Source organism: Streptomyces sp. NPDC052101, from assembly GCF_040680235.1.
Lineage (GTDB): Bacteria > Actinomycetota > Actinomycetes > Streptomycetales > Streptomycetaceae > Streptomyces.
In genome coordinates, this window is the sequence record NZ_JBFAWH010000001.1 from 625,605 (window position 1) to 651,824 (window position 26,220).

The window sequence follows — 26,220 nt, forward strand, 5'->3', positions numbered from 1 at the left end:
GTTTTATGCTCGGGCCATGACTGTGACCGGAACGGACTTCGTGGAACTCGACCGGATCGCCGTCCAGGAGGCCGTGCGCGTGGTGGACCTGGCCACGGACGCGGACTGGACGTCGGACACCCCCTGCGCGGGCTGGACCCTGCGCCGGCTCGTCGCGCACATGACCGCACAGCACCTCGGGTTCGCCGCCGCGGCGCGCGGGGCGGGACAGGAGCCGGAGCATTGGCGGGAGGCGGAGGAGATGAGCGCGCCCGCCGGGGCCCACCGGTCGGCCGCCGCCTCGGTGCTCGCGGCCTTCGCCGAACCGGGTGTGACAGCAAGGGAGTTCACGCTGCCGAACCTGGGCGGCGTTCCTGGCCACCGAGCGGTCAGCTTCCACTTCGTCGACTATGTCGTGCACGCCTGGGACGTCGCCTCGGCCCTCGGTGTCCCCGTGGAGTTCCCCGAGCACGTCCTGGTCGCCGCGCTCGCCGTGGCCCGTGCGGTACCGGACGATCCCGGCCGACGCGGCCCGGGCTTCGCCTTCGCCCCGGCACTGGAGGTACCCGGCGGATCCGGCCCGCTGGAGGAGGCGCTGCGCCTGCTGGGCCGTAGCCCCGAGCGGTGGCCGGCACGGGGCTGAAGCTCAAATGTTGCTCTGAACACGACATGGAGGAGGTTCGGGTCCGGGCGCGAGGGCCATACCCCCGTCATTCGACGGAGGGGGGAGTCGTGCGGCGACTGGGCACGGGGATCGGCTGGCGGCCGGAGATCGCGGACGCCGTGGAGCGCATGCCGGGCATCGACTGGGTGGAGGCAGTGGCGGAGAACGTCTGCCCCGGCCACCTTCCGGAGTCGCTGCTGCGGCTGCGCGAGCGCGGGGTGACCGTGATCCCGCACGGGGTCTCCCTCGGCCTCGGCGGCGCCGACCGCCCCGACGAGGCCCGGCTGACGGCGCTGGCCGAGCGGGCGCAGGCCCTCGGCTCGCCCCTGGTCACCGAGCACATCGCGTTCGTCCGCGGGGGCGGCCCGCTCACCGCCTCCCCGCCTCTGGAGGCCGGGCACCTGCTGCCGGTGCCGCGCACCAGGGACGCCCTGGACGTGCTCTGCGAGAACGTGCGCATCGCCCAGGACGCCCTGCCCGTCCCACTGGCCCTGGAGAACATCGCCGCGCTGTTCTCCTGGCCGGACGAGGAGCTGACCGAGGGGCAGTTCCTGTCCGAGCTGGTCGAGCGCACCGGCGTACGACTGCTGATCGATGTGGCCAACCTGCACACCAACCACGTCAACCGGGGCGAGGACCCGGGCGAGGCGCTGGCCGCGCTGCCCGTGGAGGCGATCGCCTACGTCCATGTCGCGGGCGGCTTCGAGCGCGACGGCGTCTGGCACGACAGCCACGCACACCCCGTGCCGCGCCCGGTGCTCGACATCCTGACCGACCTGGCCTCCCGCACCGCCCCGCCCGGTGTCCTGCTGGAACGGGACGAGAACTTTCCCGAACCGGCCGAACTGGAACGGGAGTTGACGTTGATCCGAGAGGCGGTGACGGCCGGCCGGGAGAGGGCCGGTGCCGGTGGCGGTACGGGGGCCGCCGCCGGCACCTGCCCGGCGGGCAGGGGTGTCGCCGTGCTCACACGGCCGGTGGTCGGCGCGCGGGAGCGGGTCGGCGTCGCCCAGGCCGCCGTACTGTCCTCGCTGGTGGCCGGGACTCCGGTGCCGGAGGGGTTCGACCGGGCGCGGATGGGGGTGCAGGCGCGGGCGCTCGCGGCGAAGCGGGCGGACGTGGTGGCGAAGGTGGCCCCCGAGCTGCCGGTGATCCTCGGCGAGGGGTACCGGACGGCGTTCCTGGAGTACGCGCGGCAGCGGCCGATGAGCGGGGGCTACCGGCGGGACGCCCTGGACTTCGCCGGGCATCTGCTGCGGGCCGGGCGACCGGAGGACGCTGGTTCCCGGCGGGCCCTGCAGGAGTGGTGGCTGGACCGAGCGGGCCCGGCCCCGAGGCCCGGCGGGCGGGTGGCCCGGGCGACGCGGAGGGTCCTGGTACGGCGCGGGGGCTGACCGGGGGTCGCTCACGGGCGTCGGCGGCGTGCCGCGAAGGCGACGGCCCTGCGGCTCCCCAGGGGCGCGGGGCTGTATCCGATACGCGGCTCCGCCGCGTGGGCGTGACCGGCCACAACGCACCCGCGGCCGCCGACGCAGCGTGGCAGGACGACGACCCTGCGCAAGCGGTCGGAACCCCGCAGGGAACTCGCAGTAATATGCCGCCCGCACCCACCCCCCAGGCACATTCGCGTGCGGTGCGCTACAGGAGGCGCCATGCGACCCCGACCCCCGATCAAGGGCCGAGGCATATTCAGCGGCACCGGGCTCGTCATCGCGGCCCTCGCGGCGACCGCGGCGGCGCTGCTCTACCCGCTCTGGTCCTACGCCGACCGGCAGGACGCGGCCGGCGCCGACGTGCTGAGCACGCAGACCGTGACGACCCCCTACGGCCCCCTGTCCACGGAGGACCGGGACTTCATCACCAAGGTCCGGCTGGCGAGCCTCTGGGAGCTGCCCGCCGGTGAGCTGGCGGAGCGGAAGGGGACCACGGCGGCCGTCCGTACGGCGGGCCAGCACCTGGTCGACGGGCACACCTCGCTGGACGCGCATGTCCGCACCGTCGCCACCCAGCTCGGCGTACCGCTGCCCAACGAGCCGAACACGCAGCAGAACCAGTGGCTCGACACCCTCGGAGCGGCACAGGGGGAGGACTTCGACCGCCAGTTCGCCGGGGTCGTGCGGCTTGCGCACGGCCGGGTGTACACGCTGACCGCACAGGTCCGGGCCGACACCCAGAACTCCCTGGTCCGCGATCTCGCCGACGACGCCAACGCGACCGTCCTGGACCACATCAAGGTCCTGGAGGCGACGGGGTACGTCGACTTCGCCGCGCTCGCCAAGGAGCTGGCCGCCTCCCCCACCCCCGTGCCGACCCCGCCGGCGGTCGCCCCCAGCGCCGCCGTGCCGGTCACGCCCGCGCCGAGCGAGTCGTACTCCATGCCGCCCGCCACCACCAGCCCGCCGCCGAGCAGCCCCTGACCCGGCCCGACCTGGGCGGGAAACGGAACGTCACAGACCGCTAACACTGTGTCCGGATAATGAACAAGGCATGGCGTTCACCCAGGCCTCTGGCATAGAAACACGTCATGTTCTGGGTCCTACTCCTGCTCCTGGCCTGGGCTTTCGCCGGTACGGCCTGCACCCGGCTGTGTCTGGCGGCCGTCCGCGCGACGGCCCTGGACACGGATGCCGCGACGGCGGACCAGGCGCACAAGCACAGACATGAGCACAGGCATGAGCACGAGCTGACGCTGTACGAGGCCGCGTTCCTCTCCGGCGGCCCCGCCCGGGTCGCGGATGTGACCCTTGTCTCCATGGCCCGCCAGCGGCGCCTGCTGCTCGCGCACACCGGCTGGGCCACGGTCGTGGACCCGCGGGGGCGCGACGAGATCGAGCAGTCCGTCATAGGGGCCATAGGGCCGGAGGGGCAGTCGCGGATCGCGCCCGTGCGGACCCGGGCGGCCGGCGCCGAGGCGGTGCGCCGGCTGGCCGACCGGCTGGTGCGCGCCGGTCTCGCCGTCCCCGACGGCGCCGCCGCGACCGTGGGTGCGGCCGTCCGCCAGGTGCGTGCCGCGGTCCCGGCCGTGGTGGTCCTCGGCCTGACCGCGCTGCTGCTGCCCATCCAGACCGGCACACCGCGGCTGCTGGTCGGCCTGTGGTTCGCCCTGCCGCTCATCCTGTCCCTGAGCTGCCTGGCCATCGCCCGGTTCGAGGTGCATCCGTACGCGCGCTGGGCCTCTCCGGCCGGGCAGCGGCTGCTGGGCGCGCTCGTCCGCAGGCCGGCCGGCGACGAACGGTCGTTCCTCACCTCGGTCGCCGTCCGCGGGATCCGCGCGATCGGCGAGCCGCAGCTGCGTGCCGCCTTCACGCACCGCGACCAGCCCTGGCGGGAGTGAGGGCGGCCGCGGGGGCGCATAGGGGGCATTGGCGCCGACACCGGCCGCGCGGTGCTTGCCTTCACCTACGGCCGTACGAAATATCCCTTTTGTTGTCGCCGGGCGTGGCAGCCATGCCATCGCCGCCGCACCGAAGGGATTCGCGATGAGAGCTGCCGCCCTGTATTCGGCCGCCGGGACCCTGCTCCTGACGACCCTGGCCGCGGCCCCGGCGGGCGGCGCACCCGCCGTCGGCGGGGCGCCCGGTGGCCCCGGCACGGCCGAGCTGCGCGGCACCGAGGTGGCCGTGGCCCGCGCCCTGGCGGCCGGCATCGACTTCGGCGCGTGTTCCTCCGCCGACGTGCCGAAGGCGCCGAGCGGCATGCGGTGCGGCACGGTGACCGTCCCGCTCGACTACGCCCACGCGAACGGCGAGCAGATCAAACTGACCGTCAGCCGGGCCCCGGCCACCCAGAAGGACCCGCGCAACAGCAAGCGGAAGGTCCCCCGGCAGGGCGCCCTCGTCTACAACCCGGGCGGCCCCGGCGCGTCCAGCATGTTCTTCCCGCTGGTCGGCGCGCTCCCGGAGTGGAAGCGGATCGCCGCCGCCTACGACCTGGTCGGCTACGCCCCGCGCGGGACGGGCCGTTCGGCGCCGCTGTCCTGCGAGGACCCGAAGCGCTTCGTCGAGGCGCCCACCGCATCGCCGACGCACCCGTCGGAGGAGTACAAGCGGCAGCGCATGGCCCAGGCCAGGGCATACGCGCGCGGCTGCGCCCAGCGTGCCGGGAACAGGCTGCGCTTCTACACCTCGCTGAACAACGCCCGGGACCTGGACGTCCTGCGGGCCGCGCTGGGCGAGGACCGGCTGACGTTCATGGGGGCGTCGTACGGCACCTACTTCGGCGCGCTGTACGCGACGATGTTCCCCTCGCACGTACGGCGCATGGTGCTGGACTCGGCGGTGAACCCGGACCCGGAGAAGATCTGGTACCGCAACAACCTCGACCAGTCGGCCGCGTTCGAGGAGCGCTGGGCGGACTTCCGGGACTGGATCGCCCGCCACGACGACGTCTACCGGCTCGGTGACACCCCCGCGAAGGTGCAGCTCAGCTATGACACCGTACGGCAGCGGCTGGCTGGCAAGGCGGCCGGCGGGAAGGTCGGTCCCGGCCAGCTGCAGGGCGCGCTGCTGAAGGCCGGGTACTCCGACAGCTACTGGCCGAGCCGGGCCCAGGCCCTCTCGGCGTATCTGCACGGCGACCCTAAGCCGCTGGTGGCGATGGCGGCGCCGGACCTCAAGGGCGCCGCCGAGGCGGAGAACCTCAACGCGGTCTACACGGCCGTGGAGTGCAACGACGCGTCCTGGCCGACGGACTGGAAGGTGTGGGACCGGGACAACACCCGGCTCGCCCGGGTGGCGCCCTTCGAGACCTGGGACAACGTGTGGATGAACCTGCCGTGTGCCTACTGGCCGGCGCCCCGCCGGCAGCCGCTGGACGTGCGGACCGGGCGGGGTGAGCTGCCGCCGGTGCTGATCCTGGCGGCCGAGCGGGACGGGGCGGCGCCCTACCCGGGTGCGCTGGAGATGAACCGGCGGCTGGACGGCTCGGTGCTGGTGACCGAGCGGGACGCGGGGACGCACGGCCTCGGGGGCGGCGCGAACAAGTGCGTCAACGAGCACCTGGACGCGTATCTGCTGGAGGGCCGCGTCCCCGTGCGGCGCGCGTCGTGCGCACCGCACGAGGAGCCGGTTGCCTCCGGCGGTCCGGCCCCGAAGAAGCCTCAGGAAGGCTCTCCGCGAGCCAGGACCGGCCGGCACTAGGCGCTCTGTACCGCGCCGCGCCCCCAGGGGGGTCAGGCCAGGCCCGCCACCAGCTCCGCGATGTCCTTGCGGCGGCCCGTGTAGAACGGGATCTCCTCGCGGACGTGCCGGCGGGCCTCGGAGGCGCGCAGGTGGCGCATGAGGTCGACGATGCGGTACAGCTCGTCGGCCTCGAAGGCCAGGATCCACTCGTAGTCGCCGAGGGAGAACGAGGCGACCGTGTTGGCGCGCACGTCCGGGTAGCCGCGGGCCATCTTGCCGTGGTCGGCGAGCATGCGGCGGCGGTCCTCGTCGGGCAGCAGGTACCAGTCGTAGGAGCGCACGAACGGGTAGACGCTCACGTAGTTGCGGGGCGTCTCGTCGGCGAGGAACGCCGGGATGTGCGAGCGGTTGAACTCGGCCGGGCGGTGCAGCGCCATGTTCGACCAGACCGGCGCGAGGGCGCGGCCCAGCTTGGTGCGGCGGAAGAGGTTGTACGCCTCCTGGAGCTGGTCGCTGGTCTCGGCGTGCCACCAGATCATCAGGTCGGCGTCGGCGCGCAGGCCGGAGACGTCGTAGGTGCCGCGGATCGTCACGTCCTTGGCGGCGAGCTGGTCGAACAGCTCCTGGACCTCGTCGGCGTAACCCGCGCGGTCCTCGGGCAGCACGTCCTTCAGCTTGAAGACCGACCACAGGGTGTAGCGGATGACCTCGTTGAGGTCCTTGGCCAGCTTGCCCTTGTTCGGGATCCTGCCGGACTCGGTGGTGGGGGCGTCGTCACTCATGGTCCCTATTCTCCTGCTCCGCCGTGCAGGCTCTGCACCGGGTTGGCCGCAAGCTCCCGGATTCCGCTCAGGTCGCCGCCCAGCTGGTCCACGGCCGCGTACGCGCTGGCAATGCACGCCGGGATGCCGACGCCGTCGTACTGCGCGCCGCACACCGCGAGCCCGGGCAGCTCGGCGACGTGCTCGCGGACGCGGGCCACGCGCGCGTGATGCCCGACCGGGTACTGGGGCAGGCCGTCGGTCCAGCGGGTGACCCGGGTCTCGAGAGGCTCGGCGTCCAGGCCGGTGGCCTCGCGCAGGTCGTGCCGGGAGACCTCGACCAGGGCGGCGGCGTCCCGCTGGAGGATCTCCGTCTCGCCGTGGCGGCCCACGGAGGTGCGCAGCACGACCACGTCCGGGTCCTGCTCCGCGATCCAGCCCCACTTGTGGGAGGCGAACGTGGACGCCTTGATCGTGCGGCCGTCGACCGGCGGGACGAGGAAGCCGCTGCCCTCGGGCAGGTTCAGCCCGGAGCGGCGGTAGGCGAGGGTGACCAGCGCCATCGAGGCGTACTCGACGGCGGCCAGTTCGGCGGCGGCCGCCGGGGACTCCTCGCGCAGCAGCCGCGCGGCGGCCGGGGCGGGTACGGCGACGATCACGGCGTCGGCGTGCAGCACCCGCTCCGCGGCCACCACCCGCCAGCCGCCGCCGGCCTCGCGGCGCAGTCCGGTGACCGGTGTGCCGGTCAGGATCTCGCCGCCGCGTGCCCGGACGGAGTCGGCGACCGCGAGCGGCAGGGTGCCCACGCCGCCCTCGATGCCCATGAAGACCGGGCCGGTCTGCTGACTCGCCGCGGCCTTGGCCTGGATCTCGCGGACTCCCTGGGTGAGGGACGCGTGCGCGCGGGCGGCCTGGAAGAGCTGGGGGACGGCCGAGCGCATCGAGATGCGGTACGCGTCGCCCGCGTACACCCCGCCGAGCAGGGGCTCGACCAGGCGGTCGACGACCTCGCGGCCGAGCCGGGCGGCCACGTACTCCCCCACGGCCACGTCGTCGCCGATCTCGGTGCGGGGCAGGTCGGCGTCGCGCTCGATGCGGGCGAGGCCCTCGTCGGACAGCACTCCGCAGAGCGCGGCGGCCGTGCCGGGCACCCCCATCACATGGCCCTTGGGCATGGGGCGAAGGGCGCCGCGGGTCCAGATGGAGGCGGTCGCGGTGGCCGGCGGCTGCAGCCGCTCGGCGAGGCCCGTCTCGCGCGCGAGGGCCACCGCCTCGGGGCGGCGGGCGAGCATCGACTCGGCGCCCAGGTCGACCCGCACGCCCGCGATCTCGCCGGGCAGCAGCTTGCCGCCGACCCGGTCCGCGGCCTCCAGCACGGTCACGCGCGCGCCGCGTCCGAGCAGCCGGTGGGCGGCGGCCAGCCCGGCGATACCGGCTCCGATGACGACGACATGCCCTGTACGCGTACCCGTTGCGCTCATGGCCCCACTCTCTCAGACCCCACTGACACTCCCGCCGCCGCCCGGTGATCGCGACGAGTCCGGACCGTGACCGCTTCGGGACCCGGCCTGCCAAACGTTCCCGCCCGCCCCGCCGTCGTAGGACCGTCACAGATCACCGTCTTCCGGGGGTACCGCCCATGCGCACACCGTGTTCCGTACGACGACGCCCCGTCCGCGCGCTGGCCGGGCTGCTGCTCGCCGCCTCCCTCGCGCTCGCCGGATGCAGCGGCGCGGACGACTCGGGCGGCGGTTCGGCGAAGTCCGCCGCGGACCGCGCCGAGGCGGCGGCCGGATCGGCCAAGGCGCCCCGGAGCGGGTCCGCCCGGGGCACCTCCTCCCCGAGGACGCCGGACCTCGCCCCGAGCGCGATCATCCGCACCGCGTCCCTCACCGTCGAGGTCAAGGACGTCGCCAAGGCCCTGCGGCAGGCCCGTACCGCCGCCGAGAGCGCGGGCGGCTATGTCGGCAAGGAGGACACCGGCAGGGGCGCCGACGGCCATGAGCACACCAAGGTCGTCCTGCGGGTGCCCGGCGCGAAGTACGACGAGGTCCTCGCCGGCCTGCAGGGAACGGGCAGGCTGATCGACCGCACCGCCGAGGCCGAGGACGTCACCGACCAGGTCGTGGACGTGGACAGCCGGGTCAGGTCACAGCGGGCCGGCGTGGACCGGATCCGCGCGCTGATGGACCGTGCGGCCAAGCTGAGCGATGTCGTCACGCTGGAGGGCGAGTTGAGCAGCCGTCAGGCCGACCTGGAGGCGCTGCTGGCGCGGCAGGCGTCCCTGAAGGACCGCACGAGCCTTGCCACGATCACGCTGTCGCTGTCGGAGACGCCGGTACGGAAGGCGGCGAGGGACGCTTCCCCCGGCATCGGGGACGCCTTGGCGGGCGGCTGGCATGTGTTCGTCACCCTGCTGCGCTGGGTCGCCCTCGCGCTCGGCGCCGCCCTGCCGTTCGCGGCCTTCGCGGCCCTGCTGACGCTGGTGTGGCTGCGGGTCGTACGGCCCCGGCTGCCGCGCCGCCCTGAGCCCGGGCCGGCGATGACCGCGGTGGGCCCGCTGCCGTCGGCGCACCCGGTGGCGGACCCGGACGCGCCCGAGACCCGCCGGGACTGAAATGCCGTGGCCCCGTAGCGTGTTCCCATGAGCATGAGCGGTGGGCGGGGCGGGACGGAACGGCTGGTCGTCATCGGCGGCGACGCCGCGGGCATGTCCGCGGCATCGCAGGCGCGCCGGCTGAAGGGACCCGACGAACTGGAGATCGTGGCCTTCGAACGCGGCCACTTCACCTCCTATTCGGCGTGCGGCATCCCCTACTGGGTGGGCGGTGACGTCCCCGAACGGGACGACCTGATCGCGCGCACCCCCGAAGAACACCGCGCGCGGGGGATCGATCTGCGGCTGCGCACCGAGGTCACCGAGATCGACGTGGCCGGACAGCGAGTACGCGCGCGTGACGTCGATTCCGGCGCCGAGTCCTGGACGCCGTACGACAAGCTCGTCATCGCGACCGGCGCGCGTCCGGTCCGTCCCGACCTGCCCGGCGCGGACGCCCCCGGCGTGCACGGCGTGCAGACCCTGGACGACGGCCAGGCCCTGCTGGAGACGCTGGCACACACGCGTGGCCGCAGGGCGGTGGTCGTGGGCGCCGGCTACATCGGTGTGGAGACGGCGGAGGCGCTGATCAACCGCGGTTTCGAGGTGACGGTCGTCAACCGCGGCAAGGAGCCCATGTCGACGCTCGACCCGGACATGGGCCGACTGGTGCACCGGGCCATGGAGGGTCTCGGCATCACGATGGTGAACGACGCCGAGGTCACCAAGATCCTCACCGGGGAGGACGGCCGGGCCCGCGCGGTCGCCACCGAGGACGCCGAGTACCCCGCGGACGTGGTGGTCCTCGGCATCGGTGTCCGCCCGGAGACCGCGCTCGCCCGCGCCGCTGGTCTGCCCCTCGGCGCCCACGGCGGCCTGCTCACCGACCTCGCGATGCGGGTGCGCGGCCACGAGGACATCTGGGCGGGCGGCGACTGCGTGGAGGTGCTGAACCTGGTCTCCCGCCAGGACCAGTACGTCCCCCTCGGCACCCATGCCAACAAGCACGGCCAGGTCATCGGCAGCAACGTCGGCGGCGGTTACGCCACCTTCCCGGGCGTGGTCGGCACGGCGGTCAGCAAGGTCTGCGATCTGGAGATCGCCCGCACCGGCCTGCGCGAGAAGGACGCGGACCGGGTGGGCCTGCGGTACGAGACCGTCACCATCGAGTCCACCAGCCGCGCCGGCTACTACCCCGGCGCCTCCCCGATGACGGTCAAGATGCTCGCCGAACGCCGCACGGGCCGGCTGCTGGGCGTCCAGATCGTCGGCCGGGAGGGCGCGGCGAAACGGGTCGACATCGCGGCGGTGGCGCTGACCGCGCGGATGACGGTGGAACAGATGACAGCCCTGGACCTGGGCTACGCCCCGCCGTTCTCACCGGTGTGGGACCCGGTCCTGGTGGCGGCGAGAAAGGCGACGGCGAAGGTACGCGTCTCCTAGGCGGTTCCGCTGATGCGGGGCAGGGCGGAGACGGCTGCGGGCGGCTGCTCCGCCGCGGGTTTGGCATGGGTGGCGGACGGCCGGGTGGAGCGGAGCCGGTAGCTGACGGCCTCGTCCAGGGTCACGGGCCGCTGCATCTGCGCGGCGAGCCGCCCGGCCTCCTGGCCGAGCCGCGCGACGTCCTCCCAGGGGAGCCGTACGACCAGGGAGATCTCCGCCTCGCCGTCGGGCAGAGCATGCATGGGAAGAGTGATTCGTTCGCTCATCGCCTGTCCTCACGTCGGTTGACAGGAGATACGCGCGCCTGCCCCGCGGCGTTCACCGATTCCGCCCGTCGGATCCCGGGCACTCCTTCTGTGTGGTCATCCCCGTCCATGACGTGAACCCGGTGCGCCGCACCCCCCGGGTGACGTACGCGCTGATCGCCGTGAACGTCCTGGTGTTCCTCAGCACGCCCGGCATAGCGGGTTCCGTGGCCGGCGGCAGCGATCTGGCGCAGCTGTGCCATCTGCAGGCCTTCATGGACCACTACGCGGCGGTCCCCAGAGAGCTGATCCACCAGCAGATGCCCCGGCTGGTCCCGACGGGAGACACCGGCGTGGGCCCGCACGGCCCGGGCTGTGTCGTGGCCCCGCCGTCCTACGACAAGTCGCCGCCGCTGTCGGTCCTCACGGCGATGTTCCTGCACGGCAGCTGGCTGCACCTGCTCGGGAACATGCTCTTCCTGCTGATCTTCGGCAACAACGTCGAGGACCGGATGGGCCACATCCGTTACCTCGTCTTCTATGTCGTGTGCGGTTACGCGGCCGGATACGGTTTCGCGCTGCTCAACGACACGTCGGGCGACCCGCTGATCGGTGCCTCGGGCGCGATCGCCGGGGTCCTCGGCGCCTACATCGTGCTGTGGCCCAGGGCGCGGGTCTGGGTCCTCGTGCCGTTCCTGATCTTCCTGCCGCTCCGGCTGCCCGCCTGGCTGGTGCTGGGCTTCTGGTTCCTGCTGCAGGCGGTGTACTCGTCCGGGCACGGCGTGTCCGGGGCGGGCACGGTGGCGTACTCGGCGCATGTGGTCGGCTTCGTGGCGGGCATGCTGCTGGCCTGGCCGCTCAAGCCCGGCACGCCGCCCCCGCCGGAGCCGCGCGGCCTGCTGTTCGGCAGGCGGGCGCGGCCCCGTCACACCTGGTGAGTCAGCGGGCGGTCGCGGAGTGGACGTAGTCCACGAGGCGGGTCAGCGCGTCCGGGTCGGTGTTCGGCAGGACGCCGTGGCCGAGGTTGAAGACATGGCCCTCCAGACCCGCGGCCGCGTCCAGCACCTCGCGGGCCCTGCTCTCGACGGTGTCCTTGTCGGTGAACAGGACCGTCGGGTCGAGGTTGCCCTGCAGCGCCTTGCCGGGGCCGACGCGGCGCACCGCCTCGTCCAGCGGGACGCGATAGTCGACGCCGACGACGTCCGCGCCGGCCTCGCCCATGAGCTTCAGCAGCTCACCGGTGCCGACACCGAAGTGGATGCGCGGGACGCCGTAGCCGGCGACGGCGTCGAAAACCTTCGCGGAGGCCGGCATGACCGAGCGCCGGTAGTCGGCCGGGGCCAGGGCGCCGACCCAGGAGTCGAACAGCTGGACCGCGCTGGCGCCGGCCTCGATCTGCACCTTCAGGAAGGCGGCCGTGATGTCGGCGAGGCGGTCCAGCAGGTCGGCCCACAGCTCGGGGTCGCCGTACATCATCGCCTTGGCGTTCTCGTACGTGCGCGAGGGACCGCCCTCGACGAGGTAGCTCGCGAGGGTGAAAGGCGCGCCCGCGAAACCGATCAGCGGGGTGGCGCCCAGCTCCTTGGTGAGCAGGCCGATCGCCTCGGTGACGTAGGAGACGTCCTCGGGCGTGAGGTCGCGCAGCCGGGCCAGGTCGGCGCGGGTACGGATGGGCTCCTCGACGACCGGGCCGATGCCGGGCTTGATGTCGAGGCCGAGGCCGATGGCCTTCAGCGGGACGACGATGTCGCTGTAGTAGATCGCCGCGTCCACGCCGTGCCGGCGCACCGGCTGGAGCGTGATCTCGGTGACCAGCTCGGGCCGCATGCAGGACTCCAGCATGGGGATGCCCTCGCGCACCTTGCGGTACTCGGGCAGGGAGCGGCCGGCCTGACGCATGAACCACACAGGGGTGTGCGGCACGGGTTCGCGCCTGCACGCCCTGAGGAAGGCACTGTCGTACGTCGCTGTCGGCTGCATGCTGTCGTTGGCGGTCACGGGGCCAGTCTCGCATGCCGTCCGCAGGGGGCCGACCCGGTGTGCGGGTTGCCGCCGGGGTGGGCCGCCCGCCCGTCGCCGGGTACGTCGTCGTGGTGTCTTGCCCTGCACGAAGGCCCCGTTCCCCTTACTCTTCCCCGCATGGCTGCGGCTCACGGACGAATGTCGGACAGCGCTGACGGATTGGACGACGTGAAGGACACCGAGGAGGCGGACCGGCGCTCCAGTACTCCGGGTCCGCCGGCGTTCCAGGCCGCGGTCGACGCCCTGCGCAGCAGCCGGCTGCGGCCGCAGGTCGAGGTGGAGCCGACGCCCGCCCCGCAGCGGCTCGCCCCGTACGCGTACGCGCTGGAGGCCGTCGTGGTCGACGGCGATCAGGAGCTGGCCGACGGGCGGCTGGTCCTGCTGCACGACCCGGCGGGCCACGAGGCCTGGCACGGAACGTTCCGGCTGGTGACTCTGGTGCGCGCGGAGCTGGAGTCGGAGATGGCGGCCGATCCGCTGCTGCCCGAGGTCTGCTGGTCCTGGCTGACCGGGGCGCTGCAGGCGCGTGGGCTGGGTTACGGCGAGCCGAGCGGCACGATCACGCGCGCGAGTTCGCACTACTTCGGCGGGCTGTCCGAGCGGCCGGCCGCCTCGCAGATCGAGATCCGGGCGTCCTGGACGCCTCGCGAGGGCCTCGGCGGGGTGCCGGACACGGCGTCCCATCTGGCCTCCTGGTGCGATCTGCTGGCCCAGGTCGCGGGGCTGCCGCCGGCCGGACCGGGGGACGCCTCGGTGGTGACACTGCCGCAGCGCAGGGGCCCGCAGCCGCGGTGAGCCGACCGGCGGGCGGGGCGGCTTCATCCGCGTGGGCGCCTTATTGACCATCCCTTTGTCGATACGGCCACTTTCCGACCCTGAATCGCATCAGCTCGAGCCGACTCGATCTTCGGATGATCGATCGCGTGTCCGAATTGCGCAGATTGTTACTCACTAGATCGTGATCATTCTCTAAAGGCGGGCGAGTTTGCTGCCGAAGACGACTGTGACCTTGAAAGCACGGTTCGTCCCGGCTTCCTCCCCACAAGCCGGCCCCGTCCCCCCACCCAGGAGGCCTGGTGTCCGTTCTCCTCGAGCAGCCCGCAAGCCTGGTCGCCTACCGCCCGAACAAGCCGACCGCCATGGTGGTCGTGGCCGACCCGCGCGTCCGCTCCACCGTCACCCGCCATCTGTGGGCGCTAGGCGTGCGCGATGTCATCGAGGCCTCGTCCATCGCGGAGGCTCGTCCCCGCATCGGCAACCCGCGCGACATCTGCGTCGCCGACGTCCATCTGCCCGACGGCTCCGGCCTGACCCTGCTGTCCGAGACCCGCGCCGCGGGCTGGCCCAACGGGCTGGCGCTGTCCGCCGCCGACGACATCGGCGCGGTGCGCAACGCCCTGGCCGGCGGGGTCAAGGGCTATGTCGTCACCGGCACCCGCACCAACATCGGCCTGCCCACCCGGCCCGGCGCCGCCCCCCTCGGCGCCGCCCGCATGCACCGCCGCCCCCCGGGTGCCCCGAGCCACCCGGGCGGCTACCGCGAGCTGTCCGGACGCGAGGTCGAGGTGCTGCGGCTGGTCGCGGAGGGCCAGTCGAACAAGGCGATCGGCGTCTCGATGGGCCTGTCCGCCCTGACCGTCAAGAGCCACCTCGCCCGGATCGCCCGCAAGCTGGGCACGGGCGACCGGGCCGGCATGGTGGCCGTGGCCCTGCGCACCGGAATCATCCACTGAGCCGTTCGGAGCACCGCCCGGCTCACCCAGGTGAACCGCAGCTTTCACCGGCCTGACTGGTTTACGACCCTCCCGCGCCCGTCGACGGAACGTTACGTCGACGGGCGGCGTCCACACACGGATACCCTTGACAGGTGACCGACGCCCAAGACACCGCAGCAGACGGCTCCCTGCGCACCACCGGAGGCACTCCTCCGGACGACGCCGGATCTTCTGTGACGGGGGCGCCGACTCCGCTGCTCGAACCCCGCGAGGGCATTCCGCCCGTGATCGCCGACGAGGCCGCCCTCGCCAAGGTGATCGCCGCCTTCGCCGCGGGCTCCGGCCCGGTCGCCGTCGACGCCGAGCGCGCCTCCGGCTACCGCTACGGCCAGCGCGCCTATCTGGTCCAGCTGCGCCGCCAGGGCGCCGGGAGCGCGCTGATCGACCCCGTGGCCTGCCCCGACCTGTCCGGGCTCGGCGAGGCCCTGTCCGGCGTCGAGTGGGTGCTGCACGCGGCCACCCAGGACCTGCCCTGCCTGCGGGAAATAGGTATGGTCCCGACCCGGCTCTTCGACACCGAGCTGGCCGGCCGGCTCGCCGGGTTCCCCCGGGTAGGCCTCGGCGCCATGGTCGAGAACGTTCTCGGGTTCGTCCTGGAGAAGGGCCACTCCGCCGTCGACTGGTCCACCCGGCCGCTGCCCGAGCCGTGGCTGCGCTATGCCACGCTCGACGTGGAACTCCTCGTCGACCTGCGCGACGCCCTGGAGAAGGAGCTGGACCGGCAGGGCAAGCTCGAGTGGGCGCTGCAGGAGTTCGACGCGATCGCGGCCGCGCCGCCCGCCGAGCCGAGGAAGGACCCCTGGCGTCGTACGTCCGGCATGCACAAGGTGCGCAGGCGCCGGCAGCTCGGTGTCGTACGGGAGCTGTGGGAGACCCGGGACCGCATCGCGCAGCGGCGGGATGTGTCGCCGGGCAAGGTGCTCAGTGACGCCGCCATCGTGGAGGCCGCGCTCTCCGTGCCGGCCAACGTCCATGCGCTCGCGATGCTGAACGGGTTCGGGCACCGGATGGGGCGGCGGCAGCTGGAGCAGTGGCAGGCGGCGGTGGAGCGCGCGAAGGCGCTGACCGAGTCGCAGTTGCCGCAGCCGGGGCAGCCCGTCACCGGGCCTCCGCCGCCGCGGGCGTGGGCCGACAAGGACCCCGCCGCCGCGGCACGGCTGTCCGCGGCCCGGGCCGGGGTGACCGCCCTTGCCGAGCAGCTCGCCATGCCCCAGGAGAATCTGGTGTCCCCGGACACGGTCCGGCGTATCTGCTGGGAGCCGCCGAAGGTCGTCGACACCGGGTCCGTGGCACTTGTCCTCGCCGGGTACGGGGCGCGGCCGTGGCAGGTGGAGCAGGTGACACCGGTGCTGGTCTCGGCGTTGGCGACCAACTCGTGACGACGAGATCAAGCCATACCGCAGGTCGCGGCGCAGGCTCGCCGGTGTGACCTTCGCCGCTCCCTCTCACAGGGCTGTGCAGCTACGTTACTCGTAAGTAGCATGGGTCCTGAGCGCGCGCTCAGTGCAGCGTTGCGCAGCAGTGCCATCCCGCACCCTGGAGGAGAGCCATCGTGCCTCGTACCGTCAGGGACGTCGTCTTCGTCGACGGCGTCCGCACCCCGTTCGGCAAGGCGGGCCCGAAGGGCATCTACCACGAGACCCGCGCCGACGACCTCGTCGTGAAGGCGATCCGGGAGCTGCTGCGCCGCAACCCCGGTCTGGACCCGAAGAAGATCGACGAGGTGGCCATCGCGGCCACCACGCAGATCGGCGACCAGGGCCTGACCCTCGGCCGTACGGCCGGCATCCTCGCCGGTCTGCCGCAGTCCGTGCCCGGCTACTCCATCGACCGTATGTGCGCCGGCGCCCTGACCGCCGTGACGACCACGGCCGGTTCGATCGCCTTCGGCGCCTACGACGCCGTCATCGCCGGTGGCGTGGAGCACATGGGCCGCCACCCGATGGGCGAGGGCGTGGACCCGAACCCGCGGTTCGTCTCCGAGAAGCTGGTCGACGAGTCCGCCCTGTTCATGGGCATGACCGCGGAGAACCTGCACGACCGCTACCCGCACATCACCAAGCTGCGCGCCGACGAGTACGCCGTGCGCTCGCAGGAGAAGGCCGCCAAGGCGTACGCCAACGGCAAGATCCAGCAGGACCTGGTGCCGATCTCGGTGCGCCGCACCAACGCGGAGGCCGGTGAGACCGGCTGGGGCCTGGTCACCGCCGACGAGCCGATGCGCCCGGGGACCACGCTGGAGAACCTCTCCGGCCTGAAGACCCCGTTCCGTGTGCACGGCCGGGTCACCGCCGGCAACGCGGCCGGTCTGAACGACGGCGCCACCGCGTCGATCATCGCGAGCGAGGACTTCGCCCGCGAGAACGACCTGCCGGTCAAGATGCGCCTCGTCTCGTACGCCTTCGCGGGCGTCGAGCCGGAGGTCATGGGCTACGGCCCGATCCCGGCCACGGAGAAGGCCCTCGCCAAGGCGGGCCTGTCCATCTCCGACATCGGTCTCTTCGAGATCAACGAGGCCTTCGCCGTGCAGGTGCTGGCCCTCCTCGACCACTACGGCATCGCGGACGACGACGCGCGCGTCAACCAGTACGGCGGCGCGATCGCCTTCGGTCACCCGCTGGCCTCCTCCGGCGTCCGGCTGATGACGCAGCTGGCCCGCCAGTTCGAGGAGCAGCCGAACGTCCGTTACGGCCTGACCACCATGTGCGTCGGCTTCGGCATGGGCGCGACGGTCATCTGGGAGAACCCGCACTTCGACGGAGGCGACAAGTGAGCACCACCGCTGAACTCCTGAAGGGCGCGGCCGAGCTGTTCCCGGACGAGGTCGTCACCGAGGCGCACGTGCGCCACTTCGACCTGCCGTTCGGTGCCGGGCGCTTCGCCCTGATCACGCTGGACAACGGCCTGGACCACACCAAGCCGACCACCTTCGGCCCAGCCTCGCTGGCGAACCTCAACACCGCCATCGACCAGGTCGAGAAGGAGGCCGCCGAGGGCACGATCGTCGGCGCCGGTGTCACCGGCAAGCCGTTCATCTTCGCCGTCGGCGCCGACCTCAAGGGCGTCGAGCTGCTGACGAAGCACGAGGACGCGCTGGCCATCGGCAAGGGCGGCCACGAGGTCTTCAAGCGCCTCGCGGGACTGGCCGTGCCGACCTTCGCGTACTACAACGGCGCCGCCATGGGCGGTGGCGTCGAGGTCGGTCTGCACTGCACGTACCGGACCGTCTCGAAGGCCATCCCGGCGTTCTCCCTCCCCGAGGTCTTCCTCGGCCTGGTCCCGGGCTGGGGCGGCTGCACACTGCTGCCGAACCTGATCGGCCCCGAGAAGGCCGTCTCGGTGATCATCGAGAACAGCCTCAACCAGAACAAGCAGCTCAAGGGCCAGCAGGTCTTCGACCTCGGTATCGCCGACGCGATCTTCGAGGGCGCCGACTTCCTGGAGCAGTCGCTGCTGTGGACCGCGCAGGTCCTCAAGGGCGACATCGAGGTCGAGCGTCCGGTGATCGACCGCGGCGAGGCCTGGGACCAGGCCGTCGCCAAGGGCCGCTTCATCGCGGACGGCAAGGTGCACGGCGCCGCCCCGGCCGCCTACCGCGCCCTGGACATCGTCGCGGCCGCCAAGAACGGCGACCTGCAGCAGGGCTACGACGCCGAGGACCAGGCCCTCGCCGACCTGATCATGGGCGGCGAACTGCGCTCCGGCATCTACGCGTTCAACCTGGTGCAGAAGCGCGGCAAGCGCCCCGCGGGCGCCCCGGACAAGAACCTGGCCCGCCCGGTCAGCAAGGTCGGTGTCGTCGGTGCCGGTCTGATGGCCAGCCAGCTCGCGCTGCTCTTCCTGCGCCGTCTGGAGGTGCCGGTCGTGCTGACCGACATCGACCAGGAGCGCGTCGACAAGGGCGTGGGCTACGTCCACACCGAGATCGACAAGCTGCTCGGCAAGGGCCGGATCAACCAGGACAAGGCCAACCGCCTCAAGGCGCTGGTCACCGGTGTCCTGGACAAGGCCGAGGGCTTCTCCGACGCGGACTTCGTCATCGAGGCCGTCTTCGAGGAGATCGGTGTCAAGCAGCAGGTGTTCGCGGAGGTCGAGGCGGTAGCCCCGGCGCACGCGATCCTCGCGACCAACACCTCCTCGCTGTCGGTGACGGAGATGGCGTCGAAGCTCAAGCACCCCGAGCGGGTCGTGGGCTTCCACTTCTTCAACCCGGTGGCGGTCCTTCCGCTGCTGGAGATCGTGCGCGGCGAGCAGACCGACGACGCCTCCCTGGCCACGGCGTTCGCCGTCGCCAAGAAGCTGAAGAAGACCGCGGTTCTGGTCAAGGACGCCCCGGCGTTCGTCGTGAACCGCATCCTGACCCGCTTCATGGGCGAGATCCAGAACGTCATCGACGAGGGCACCCCGGTCGAGGTCGCCGAGAAGGCCGTCGAACCGCTCGGTCTGCCGATGTCCCCGCTGGTGCTGCTGGAGCTGGTCGGACCCGCGATCGGTCTGCATGTCTCGGAGACCCTCAACCGGGCCTTCCCGGACCGCTTCACGGTCTCTCCGAACCTCGCGGCCGTCGTCAAGGCGGGCAAGCGCGGCTTCTACGTCTACGACAGCGGCAAGCCGGAGCTGGACCCGGAGGTCGCCGCGCTGCTGAAGCAGGGCGATGTCGTGCTGACCGAGGAGCAGGTGCGGGCCCGGGTGCTGGACGCGGTGGCGCAGGAGATCGGGCTCATGCTCGAGGAGGGCGTCGTCGCCGAGGCCCAGGACATCGACCTGTGCCTGATCACGGGCGCCGGCTGGCCCTTCCACCTGGGCGGCATCACGCCGTACCTGGACCGTGAGGGCGTCTCGGAGCGCGTGAACGGCAAGACGTTCCTGGCGCAGGGCGTGGCGAGCGTCCCGGCGTAACACCGGATACGTCAGGAAGGGCCCCCGCGGCGGCGGGGGCCCTTCCGCGTGCTCAGACCTGCCGCCACGCCTCCAGCGCGAGCCCCGGCTCGTCCTTCCGGCGGGTCAGCAGGAGTTGGCCGGTCGACGGTGACAGCGTTGCCGCGGCCACCCGGCCGTCGGCGTCGGTGGTGAGGGACACCCGTGCGTCCACGGGCAGCGGCGGGCCGGACTCGGTCCACCAGGCCCCCGCCGACTCCTGTTCGGTCGGGTGGGCGGCGAAGGCGACGCGGCCGCTCGCCGAATGCTGGGCGAGCAGGGTGCAGTCGTGGCCGTCGAGTGTGCAGCGGACCGCCGAGACCGGGCCGGAGCCGGCCGAGGGCAGCACGGTGGCCGGCTTGCCGCCGGGGCGCCAGGCGCACAGGTCGCCGAAGGTGTCGGTGTAGTGGACGGTCGTGCTGTCGGGCGAGGTGGCCAGGGCGTGGAGGGTGCCCGGGCGGACCGGGGCCCGAAGGGTCTCATGGAGGACCGGCGGGGCGCCCGCACCCTCCTGGCGCCAGTGCAGGATCCCGTCGGGGACGGCAGCGTACAGCTCGACGAGGCCGGACTCCCCGGTGACCGCCGCGAGTCCGTCGCGCACCTCGCCGCCCTTCAGGTCCCGCCAGGCCTCCCAGCCGCCCTTCTCCTTCTGCGCGAGCAGCCGTACCCCGCCCTGCCCGTCGGGCACGAAGACATGGGCGCGGCCCTGTGCGTCGACGGCGACCGCGGGGGTGCCCGTGCGGTCGCCCTTCTTCAGCGGGTGGCCGAGGGCGTTCCAGTCCAGGGCGGCGAGGCGGGGGTGGAAGTGGGTGGAGTGGACCAGGCCCGACTCGCCCTGGCCGGTGGGCCGCCAGGAGACCAGGTGGGCGTAGCCGTCGGCGCCCTGGCCGATCCCCAGGACGGGGTGGAGCCTCTGGTCGCCGCCCACCGTGCGCACAGTGGTCCAGGGGCCGCCGGGCTCGCGCTCCGCCCGGCACCGGACGACGTCGCCCGACACCTGGTAGACGCTGAGCCGGCCGTCACGGCCGCGCAGGAACCAGTCGCCGTTCACCGGTTCACTCCGCGCCGGGGCTCCGCCGCGGCCCGCGCCCGCCTGGTCACAGCCGCTTCGCGCTGCGGAACAGCCCGGCGTAGAAGCCGTTGCCGTCGAGCCGCGAGACACCGCCCTGGTCGCCGATCGTGGGGCCGTTCTGCTCCTTGCGGCTGGAGATGAAGACCTTGTGGCCCTCGGTGTCCGGGCCGAGGTAGATCGCGGAGTGGTCCATGTGGTTGGCGGTGCGGTGGTCCATCTTGAAGAACAGCAGGTCGCCGGGTTGCAGGACGTCGATGTTCTTCGGCCGCACGTACCAGGGGCTCGGGCCCTGGAGCTTGATGATGTCCACGCCCTCCTTGCCGCGGGCCATGCCGTCGGCGGTGCGCGGCAGCCCGTTGCCGTGGGCGTTGTCGGACATCAGCGGGAAGCGGGCCCGGTAGCCGTAGACCAGGCGCAGATAGCCGGAGCAGTCGACGGCGCGCAGGCGGTCCTTCTGCGGGTACACCGTGACACCGTCCCGGAAGGTGTACGGGATGCCCAGGTAGTCGTAGAAATCGGTCTGCTCGTAGCGGTCGACGCCGTCGGACTTGAGGGGGCCGTAGGTGGCGTGCCCCGCGTACTGGATGCCCTGGTCGTCCTTCTTGACCGGCGCGCCCACGGCGTACTGGAAGGCGAACGCGAAGACGTCGTCCTCCTCGCTGCCGTAGTACTGCTTGAACCAGTCCTTGAACCACTGCTGCTTCTCGGACCCCTTGGTCCACGCCTCCGGCATGAGACGGACCCAGTCGTTGGTCACCACCTTGGTGGTGGTGTTGACGGGTTCGGTGAAGGTACGCGTCGGGCCCTTGAGAGTGGCGGTGCGGGCGCCGTCCGTGAAGGCGGCGATGACGTCGCCCTTGCCGTCGCGCAGCACCGAGCGCGCCGGGTTGTTCAGCCGTTCCCAGGTCTGCTTGCCGGTCGCCCCGCCCGAGCTGTGCAGGTTCTCCGTGATCGTCTGGGCGGCGGGGAGCTTCGCCTTCTCGTCCTTGCGCAGCTCGTAGGTGAAGAAGGCACTGCCCGCGAGCAGGGCCAGGACCGTCACCGTGTGGACGACGGGGCGGCCTTTGCGCTTCGGCATGGTGGGGGCTCCAGGAATGCGTCGGATACGGGCGGGTTCAGGCGGACGGCATGGCGCCCAGGAGAATGCCGGCGGTCAGCACCACATAGGTGGCGAGGGTGACCGTGCCGACGGACAGCAGGGTGGCGCCCTTGGGCTGGCGGACCAGTTGGTAGCCGACCAGGCCGGGGACGATGAAGCCGAGCGTCTGGTTGGCGTACAGCAGCGGGAACTCCATCTGCAGCACGATGATCACGGTGGCCTGGATGAGCACGCCGCTGAGCACGACGGCCGCGAAGAGCCGCTTGCCGTAGAGGATCACGAACTTCTGCAGCAGCAGCGTGGCGAGGTACGTCAGCACGGTCACGCCGACGACGAGCGCGGCGCGCTGGAGATCCTCGATGAGGGTGAGCGCGAGCCAGCCCGGGGTGATCATGCCGCCCGGCGACAGATTGGTCGTCAGGTAGCACATGAGCGAGAACATCAGGCCCAGGCCGATGCCGATCGCGGCGATCTCGGGGGTGAGGACGGAGGGGATCAACGCGGTTCTCCTGGGCTGTGCCACTGCTGGCTGTCGTCGGCGGAAGGCTGGGGCGGAACGCGGGGTTCGAACAGGCCGCGGGACTCGGGCTGTCCGGCCACCGGGCCGTGGCCGTGGTACGGCCGCGGCTCGGTCCAGGTGTCGTGCGAGGTCTCGTACGACACCTCGTACGCCGTCTCGTACGAGGTCTGCTCGGGGAGCTGCGGGACGTACGGCTGCGCCCCCGCGTACCGGGCCTCGTACGCCTCCGGGTAGCGCTGGTAGGGGTCGATGCGGGGGACGTACAGCTGCATGGTCTCGACGTGCTCGACCACGGCGGGTGCCGCGGCGGCGCCGCTGCGGGCCGGGGCCGCGGCGGCGGGCTCGTCGGCGCTCTCGTCCGGCGGCAGTTCGGCGAGGTGCTCCAGCAGGATCTCGCCCTGGCCGTGGATGTTGCCGATCGCGACCATCGATGTGTCCGGGCCGAGCATCTCCAGCATCTTGCCCATGAACTCCTCGGGGTCGCGCTTGTCGCCGCCGAGGTCGACGGCGCGCGAGCGGAACTCGGCGGGGATGGCGTCGATGGCGGACTTGGCCGGGTGGCCGATGACGAAGACGCGCTCGGGATCGAGGTCGGGGATGATCTCGCCCATCTGCCCATTGCGTTCGACGCGGTCGGGGCGGCAGTTGATGACCACGTTGAGCGGGCGGTGGATGGCGCCGAGGTCGAGCAGCTGGTTGATGTTCATCAGCGTCGACTCGGGGTCGTTGGCCGCGAAGACGTTGGCGAAGCGCAGCTTCTTGCCCTCGTGCGTCAGATAGCGCTCGACGGAGAGGACACCGGGGTCCGGCGGGGCGTCGTACATGCCCTGCAGGGCGGTCTCGCGGTCCACGCCGAGGAGTTCGGCGACGGCGAGGGCGATGGCCACGTTCTCCTTGAAGGTGAACCAGCTGAAGCCGCGCAGCTCGTCGTCGGTCACCGTCTCCGGGTCGGCGTAGACCAGCTTGCAGTTCCGGGCGTCCGCCTCCTCCTGGAGGATGTGGAAGCGGTCCTTCTCTGCGGTGACACAGATGCCGTCCTCGGGCATCGAGCGGCACAGCGAGCGGGCCACGTCGTCCAGGGTGGGGCCCATCTCGGCGAGGTGGTCCTCGCGGACGTTGCACAGCACGCCGATGGTGGAGCGGATCAGCTTGGACTGGTTGATCTCCTGCAGGGCCGGCATGACGGCCATGCACTCGATGACCAGCGCGTCCGGCTTGTAGGCGGCGGCCCGCCGCACGATGCCGATCTGCTCGACCACGTTGGCGATGCCGAACTTGCGGTAGACCGGCTCCTCGGTGGCGTCCGGGTGGATGAACCGGGCCGCGGTGCCGGTGGTCTTGGCGACGGTGACCAGGTCACCGCCGCGCAGGGCGCCCGCGCACAGCCGGGTGATGGAGGACTTGCCGCGGATGCCGTTGACCAGGACCCGGGTGGGTATGTGGTCCAGGTTGCCGAAGTGCCGCCGCTGCTCCACGACGCCCGCTGTGACCAGGATCGCGCAGCCGACCAGCAGCACGGTGTAGAGGAAGAACACGGGTGATCAGTTCCTTGTGTGCTGCTGGGGCGGGGTGCGGCGGGGCTGGTGCCGGCGCTGGTCCTGCAGCTGCTGCCGGATGAGTTCCAGCGAGCGGGTGACGGCGCCGACCTCGTCGTGGTGCTGGGGGAACAGGACGGTCTTGTGGTCGCCGCCGGCCAGCGCCTCGGCCCGGTCGGCGAGGGCGCGCAGCGGCCGGGCGACCACGATGTGCAGCCAGCCCAGGCAGGCCACGGCCGCGGCGGCGCCGAGCAGTCCGGCGAGGACGGTGCGGTTCTGGGCGTCGTACTCCGGGATGGCGAGGCGGTCGACTGGCTGCCAGCTGACCACGCTCCAGTGCAGCGACTCCGCCGAGCCGCTGCCGGAGAACGGCGCGGCGGCGGCGATCCGCACCCCGCTCTCTCGGTACAGCACGCCGCTCGGGCGCGGCTTCTTGCCGAGCCGCTGGGCGCTGGCCGCGACGAGGTCCTTCAGATGCCGGTCGGGCAGCGACTGGAAGGCGAGGAAGCCGGTGTTGCCGGCGATGATCTCGTGCCGGTCGTCCACGAGCCGCACCACGCCGAGACCCGGCCGGGTCAGCAGCGCGTTGAGGAACTCGACGCGGAACTCGCCGACCAGCTGGGCCCCGCCCCGGCCGGGGATCTCGGCGGAGGCGACGACCACGGGCTCCTTGCCGCCGTGGCCCAGCAGCCGCAGGGGCTTGCCGGAGGCCCGGTCGGACCGGATCACCTTCGGGTCCTTGCCCTCGCGAGCCTGGATCTCGCCGTCCGAGTTCACGACGTAGAGGGAGCGGTAGCGCCTGTTCTCGTTGTAGGTGCGCTCCAGCACCGTCTCCATGCCCTCGGGTGAGGTCTTGTCGCCGATCAGGGAGGCGACCGACTGCAGGTCGGCGTCGCCCTCGTTGAGCGCGCGGCGCACCCGGTCGCTGAGCGTGTCGGTGCGTTCACGCTGGTCGTTGACGAGCTGCCGGGGGACGTCGGCCGTGCTGTCGGCGCGGTTGAACAGCAGCATCAGCGGCGCGGCCCAGGCCAGCAGCAGTACGGCGCAGATCGCGAGGAGGGCGCTCGTGCCCACCCGGCGCGCCCCGCGCGAGGGCTCGGCCGGGCCGGTGGCCTCGGCGCTCTCGCCGAGCAGCTGCCGGCGCAGCCGTTCCAGGGCGCCCCCGATGCGGCGCGCCTCGCCGTAGCCGGGGACGGTGACGGGCCGGGTCAGATCGCCGCGGGTGAGCCGGCGGGACTCCAGGAACAGCCGGATGAGCGGGCGCTGCACGGTGCCGAGCAGCACCGCCACGGCCAGCGCGCCGACGACGAGCAGCGCGCCGGCCGCCGCCAGTCCGAACACCGGGGAGCCGGCCCGGCCGGACTCCTCGGTGACCTTGACCATGGAGACCACGGACAGGCCGAGCCCGCCGGCGGTGGTGACCTCGCCGGGTTCGGGTGCGGCGAGGGTGGCGTAGCCGGCGACGGAGCGGTCGCCGAGCAGTCTCCCGCCGAGCAGGCTGCCGCTGACGCCCTGGTAGCCGCCGGCGCCGGGCTCCTTGCTGCTGCGCGGATCCTGGCCCGCCCTGCGGGCGGCGAGCTGGGCGAAGTCCTTCAGCTGCTTGGTGGAGTCCTTGATGTCCTTGCGGTCGACGCTGTTGCGCGCCGACTCTGGGGCGGCGATGCCGTCGCTGCTGAGGATCGCGCCGGCCGAGTCGACCACGGCGATGGAGCGGAACTGGCCGAGGCTGATGCCGGGGAACTTCAGGTTCCGGGAGGCGACCAGCAGCAGCTGCGGCTTGCCCGGCCAGGTCAGCAGCCCGAAGGACAGCAGCCGCACCTCGCCGTTCTTCAGCCGCACCATGCGCGGGGTCAGCCCGTCCTCGCCGCTGAGCGAGGCGAGGTCCACGTCGGTCAGCGGCACCGTCTCGCCGCGGGCCGCGACCAGCTTGCCGCTGCGGACCTCGACGACGGCGGTGCCCATCCACTTCTGGTAAGTGCTGCCGAGCTTGTCGAGGACCGCGTCGCCGGAGACCGGCTCTCCGGCGCTGAACAGCGCGGCGGAGCGAGTGACGTCGGTCGCGGACTCATCGATGGAGGCACGCAGCGCGATGGCGCCGTCCTCGGCGAAGTGCTGCTGGGACGTCAGTACCGCCTTCGACACCCCGGCGTCATCGACCCGGCCGAGGACGAGTGCCGTGATGCCGGCGAGCGTCAGCAGCAGGGCCGAGAGGACCGCGATCGGCGGACGGATGCCTCCGATCAGCGACATGTCGGCTCTGCGGCGGGCTCGGTGCTGCCGCGCCGGGGGCGATGACGCCACGGAAGGGTCCTCTCTTGAATCCGGTGCGAGCGCGCCAATGGTAAGAGCACGCCCAGAAACCTGAGACAGATAAGAGAGGGGTTAAGTTGCCGTAAGTCCTACGTGATCTAGGCAACATCGCTCAACCGTTGAACGAGAGCGGACACATACGTTTCCGACGTGAAGCTGACT

At 72.2% G+C, this 26,220-nt stretch carries 22 protein-coding genes; 13 read left to right on the forward strand and 9 right to left on the reverse strand.

Going from position 1 to position 26,220, the window contains the following annotated elements; translation table 11 throughout:
* Positions 1 to 16: 16 nt before the first annotated feature.
* The 5 genes from AB0L75_RS02760 to AB0L75_RS02780 all read left to right on the forward strand — a co-directional run bounded on the left by AB0L75_RS02760 (position 17) and on the right by AB0L75_RS02780 (position 5,781).
* Positions 17 to 622 (forward strand): TIGR03086 family metal-binding protein, encoded by a 606-nt coding sequence (locus AB0L75_RS02760; RefSeq protein WP_365174343.1) that lies wholly within the window; start codon positions 17 to 19, stop codon positions 620 to 622.
* An 89-nt stretch (positions 623 to 711) separates the two neighbouring features.
* Positions 712 to 2,037, forward strand: a complete 1,326-nt coding sequence (locus tag AB0L75_RS02765) for a DUF692 domain-containing protein (RefSeq protein ID WP_365174345.1) — start codon at positions 712 to 714, stop codon at positions 2,035 to 2,037.
* Positions 2,038 to 2,295: 258 nt separating this feature from the next.
* On the forward strand, positions 2,296 to 3,060 hold the full coding sequence (locus tag AB0L75_RS02770; RefSeq protein ID WP_365174348.1) for a DUF4142 domain-containing protein: 765 nt from the start codon (positions 2,296 to 2,298) through the stop codon (positions 3,058 to 3,060).
* A gap of 107 nt (positions 3,061 to 3,167) precedes the next feature.
* On the forward strand, positions 3,168 to 3,977 hold the full coding sequence (locus AB0L75_RS02775; RefSeq protein WP_365174350.1) for a TIGR04222 domain-containing membrane protein: 810 nt from the start codon (positions 3,168 to 3,170) through the stop codon (positions 3,975 to 3,977).
* Positions 3,978 to 4,122: 145 nt separating this feature from the next.
* Complete coding sequence (locus tag AB0L75_RS02780) at positions 4,123 to 5,781, forward strand: alpha/beta hydrolase (protein ID WP_365174353.1); 1,659 nt, start codon at positions 4,123 to 4,125, stop codon at positions 5,779 to 5,781.
* Between the two features lie 32 nt (positions 5,782 to 5,813).
* Here AB0L75_RS02780 and hemQ read toward each other — a convergent pair whose 3' ends face one another.
* Together hemQ and hemG are read right to left on the reverse strand one after the other, a co-directional pair.
* A complete protein-coding gene (gene hemQ / locus AB0L75_RS02785) occupies positions 5,814 to 6,545 on the reverse strand; it encodes a hydrogen peroxide-dependent heme synthase (protein ID WP_365174357.1) in 732 nt (243 codons plus the stop codon).
* 5 nt (positions 6,546 to 6,550) lie between these two features.
* Positions 6,551 to 8,005 (reverse strand): protoporphyrinogen oxidase, encoded by a 1,455-nt coding sequence (gene hemG, locus AB0L75_RS02790; protein ID WP_365174359.1) that lies wholly within the window; start codon positions 8,003 to 8,005, stop codon positions 6,551 to 6,553.
* Between the two features lie 158 nt (positions 8,006 to 8,163).
* Here hemG and AB0L75_RS02795 point away from each other — a divergent pair, with 158 nt between their 5' ends.
* Positions 8,164 to 9,141 (forward strand): DUF4349 domain-containing protein, encoded by a 978-nt coding sequence (locus tag AB0L75_RS02795; RefSeq protein WP_365174361.1) that lies wholly within the window; start codon positions 8,164 to 8,166, stop codon positions 9,139 to 9,141.
* A gap of 27 nt (positions 9,142 to 9,168) precedes the next feature.
* A complete protein-coding gene (locus AB0L75_RS02800) occupies positions 9,169 to 10,563 on the forward strand; it encodes an FAD-dependent oxidoreductase (RefSeq protein WP_365174363.1) in 1,395 nt (464 codons plus the stop codon).
* On the opposite strand, the gene AB0L75_RS02805 is transcribed toward AB0L75_RS02800, so the two are convergent.
* Entirely contained in the window at positions 10,560 to 10,829 is a 270-nt protein-coding gene (locus AB0L75_RS02805; protein WP_365174365.1) for a hypothetical protein, read from the reverse strand. The genes AB0L75_RS02800 and AB0L75_RS02805 overlap by 4 nt on opposite strands.
* Positions 10,830 to 10,921: 92 nt before the next feature.
* Between AB0L75_RS02805 and AB0L75_RS02810 the strand changes: the two genes are divergently transcribed.
* Positions 10,922 to 11,746, forward strand: a complete 825-nt coding sequence (locus tag AB0L75_RS02810) for a rhomboid family intramembrane serine protease (RefSeq protein WP_365174367.1) — start codon at positions 10,922 to 10,924, stop codon at positions 11,744 to 11,746.
* A gap of 1 nt (position 11,747) precedes the next feature.
* Here the strand turns inward: AB0L75_RS02810 and hemE are convergent, their stop codons facing one another.
* Entirely contained in the window at positions 11,748 to 12,806 is a 1,059-nt protein-coding gene (hemE, locus tag AB0L75_RS02815; protein ID WP_365174369.1) for a uroporphyrinogen decarboxylase, read from the reverse strand.
* A gap of 141 nt (positions 12,807 to 12,947) precedes the next feature.
* Here hemE and AB0L75_RS02820 point away from each other — a divergent pair, with 141 nt between their 5' ends.
* The 5 genes from AB0L75_RS02820 (at position 12,948) to AB0L75_RS02840 (ending at position 19,504) form a co-directional block, all read left to right on the forward strand.
* Positions 12,948 to 13,625: a DUF3000 domain-containing protein gene (locus tag AB0L75_RS02820; RefSeq protein ID WP_365174372.1), complete on the forward strand. Its 678-nt coding sequence runs from the start codon at positions 12,948 to 12,950 to the stop codon at positions 13,623 to 13,625.
* A gap of 281 nt (positions 13,626 to 13,906) precedes the next feature.
* Positions 13,907 to 14,563, forward strand: coding sequence for a response regulator transcription factor (locus AB0L75_RS02825; RefSeq protein ID WP_023545949.1), 657 nt, complete (start codon positions 13,907 to 13,909; stop codon positions 14,561 to 14,563).
* A gap of 134 nt (positions 14,564 to 14,697) precedes the next feature.
* The gene (locus AB0L75_RS02830; protein ID WP_365174376.1) at positions 14,698 to 15,984 is read left to right on the forward strand and encodes a ribonuclease D; all 1,287 of its coding nucleotides are present in this window, start codon (positions 14,698 to 14,700) and stop codon (positions 15,982 to 15,984) included.
* A gap of 173 nt (positions 15,985 to 16,157) precedes the next feature.
* Entirely contained in the window at positions 16,158 to 17,378 is a 1,221-nt protein-coding gene (locus AB0L75_RS02835; protein ID WP_365174379.1) for an acetyl-CoA C-acyltransferase, read from the forward strand.
* Complete coding sequence (locus tag AB0L75_RS02840; protein ID WP_365174381.1) at positions 17,375 to 19,504, forward strand: 3-hydroxyacyl-CoA dehydrogenase NAD-binding domain-containing protein; 2,130 nt, start codon at positions 17,375 to 17,377, stop codon at positions 19,502 to 19,504. Before AB0L75_RS02835 ends, AB0L75_RS02840 begins: the two co-directional genes overlap by 4 nt.
* A 52-nt stretch (positions 19,505 to 19,556) precedes the next feature.
* Here AB0L75_RS02840 and AB0L75_RS02845 read toward each other — a convergent pair whose 3' ends face one another.
* The 5 genes from AB0L75_RS02845 to AB0L75_RS02865 are packed head-to-tail and all read right to left on the reverse strand — an operon-like array spanning position 19,557 to position 25,998.
* Positions 19,557 to 20,573 carry a hypothetical protein gene (locus AB0L75_RS02845; protein WP_365174384.1) on the reverse strand — a complete coding sequence of 339 codons (1,017 nt, stop codon included), beginning with the start codon at positions 20,571 to 20,573 and terminating at the stop codon, positions 19,557 to 19,559.
* Positions 20,574 to 20,619: 46 nt separating this feature from the next.
* The gene (locus tag AB0L75_RS02850) at positions 20,620 to 21,672 is read right to left on the reverse strand and encodes an NlpC/P60 family protein (RefSeq protein ID WP_365174387.1); all 1,053 of its coding nucleotides are present in this window, start codon (positions 21,670 to 21,672) and stop codon (positions 20,620 to 20,622) included.
* A gap of 37 nt (positions 21,673 to 21,709) precedes the next feature.
* On the reverse strand, positions 21,710 to 22,192 hold the full coding sequence (locus AB0L75_RS02855; protein WP_228616435.1) for a poly-gamma-glutamate biosynthesis protein PgsC/CapC: 483 nt from the start codon (positions 22,190 to 22,192) through the stop codon (positions 21,710 to 21,712).
* Positions 22,189 to 23,748, reverse strand: coding sequence for a poly-gamma-glutamate synthase PgsB (gene pgsB, locus AB0L75_RS02860; RefSeq protein ID WP_365174390.1), 1,560 nt, complete (start codon positions 23,746 to 23,748; stop codon positions 22,189 to 22,191). The genes AB0L75_RS02855 and pgsB overlap by 4 nt, the downstream gene beginning before the upstream one ends.
* A 6-nt stretch (positions 23,749 to 23,754) precedes the next feature.
* Complete coding sequence (locus tag AB0L75_RS02865; protein WP_365174392.1) at positions 23,755 to 25,998, reverse strand: HAMP domain-containing protein; 2,244 nt, start codon at positions 25,996 to 25,998, stop codon at positions 23,755 to 23,757.
* Positions 25,999 to 26,220: the final 222 nt, after the last annotated feature.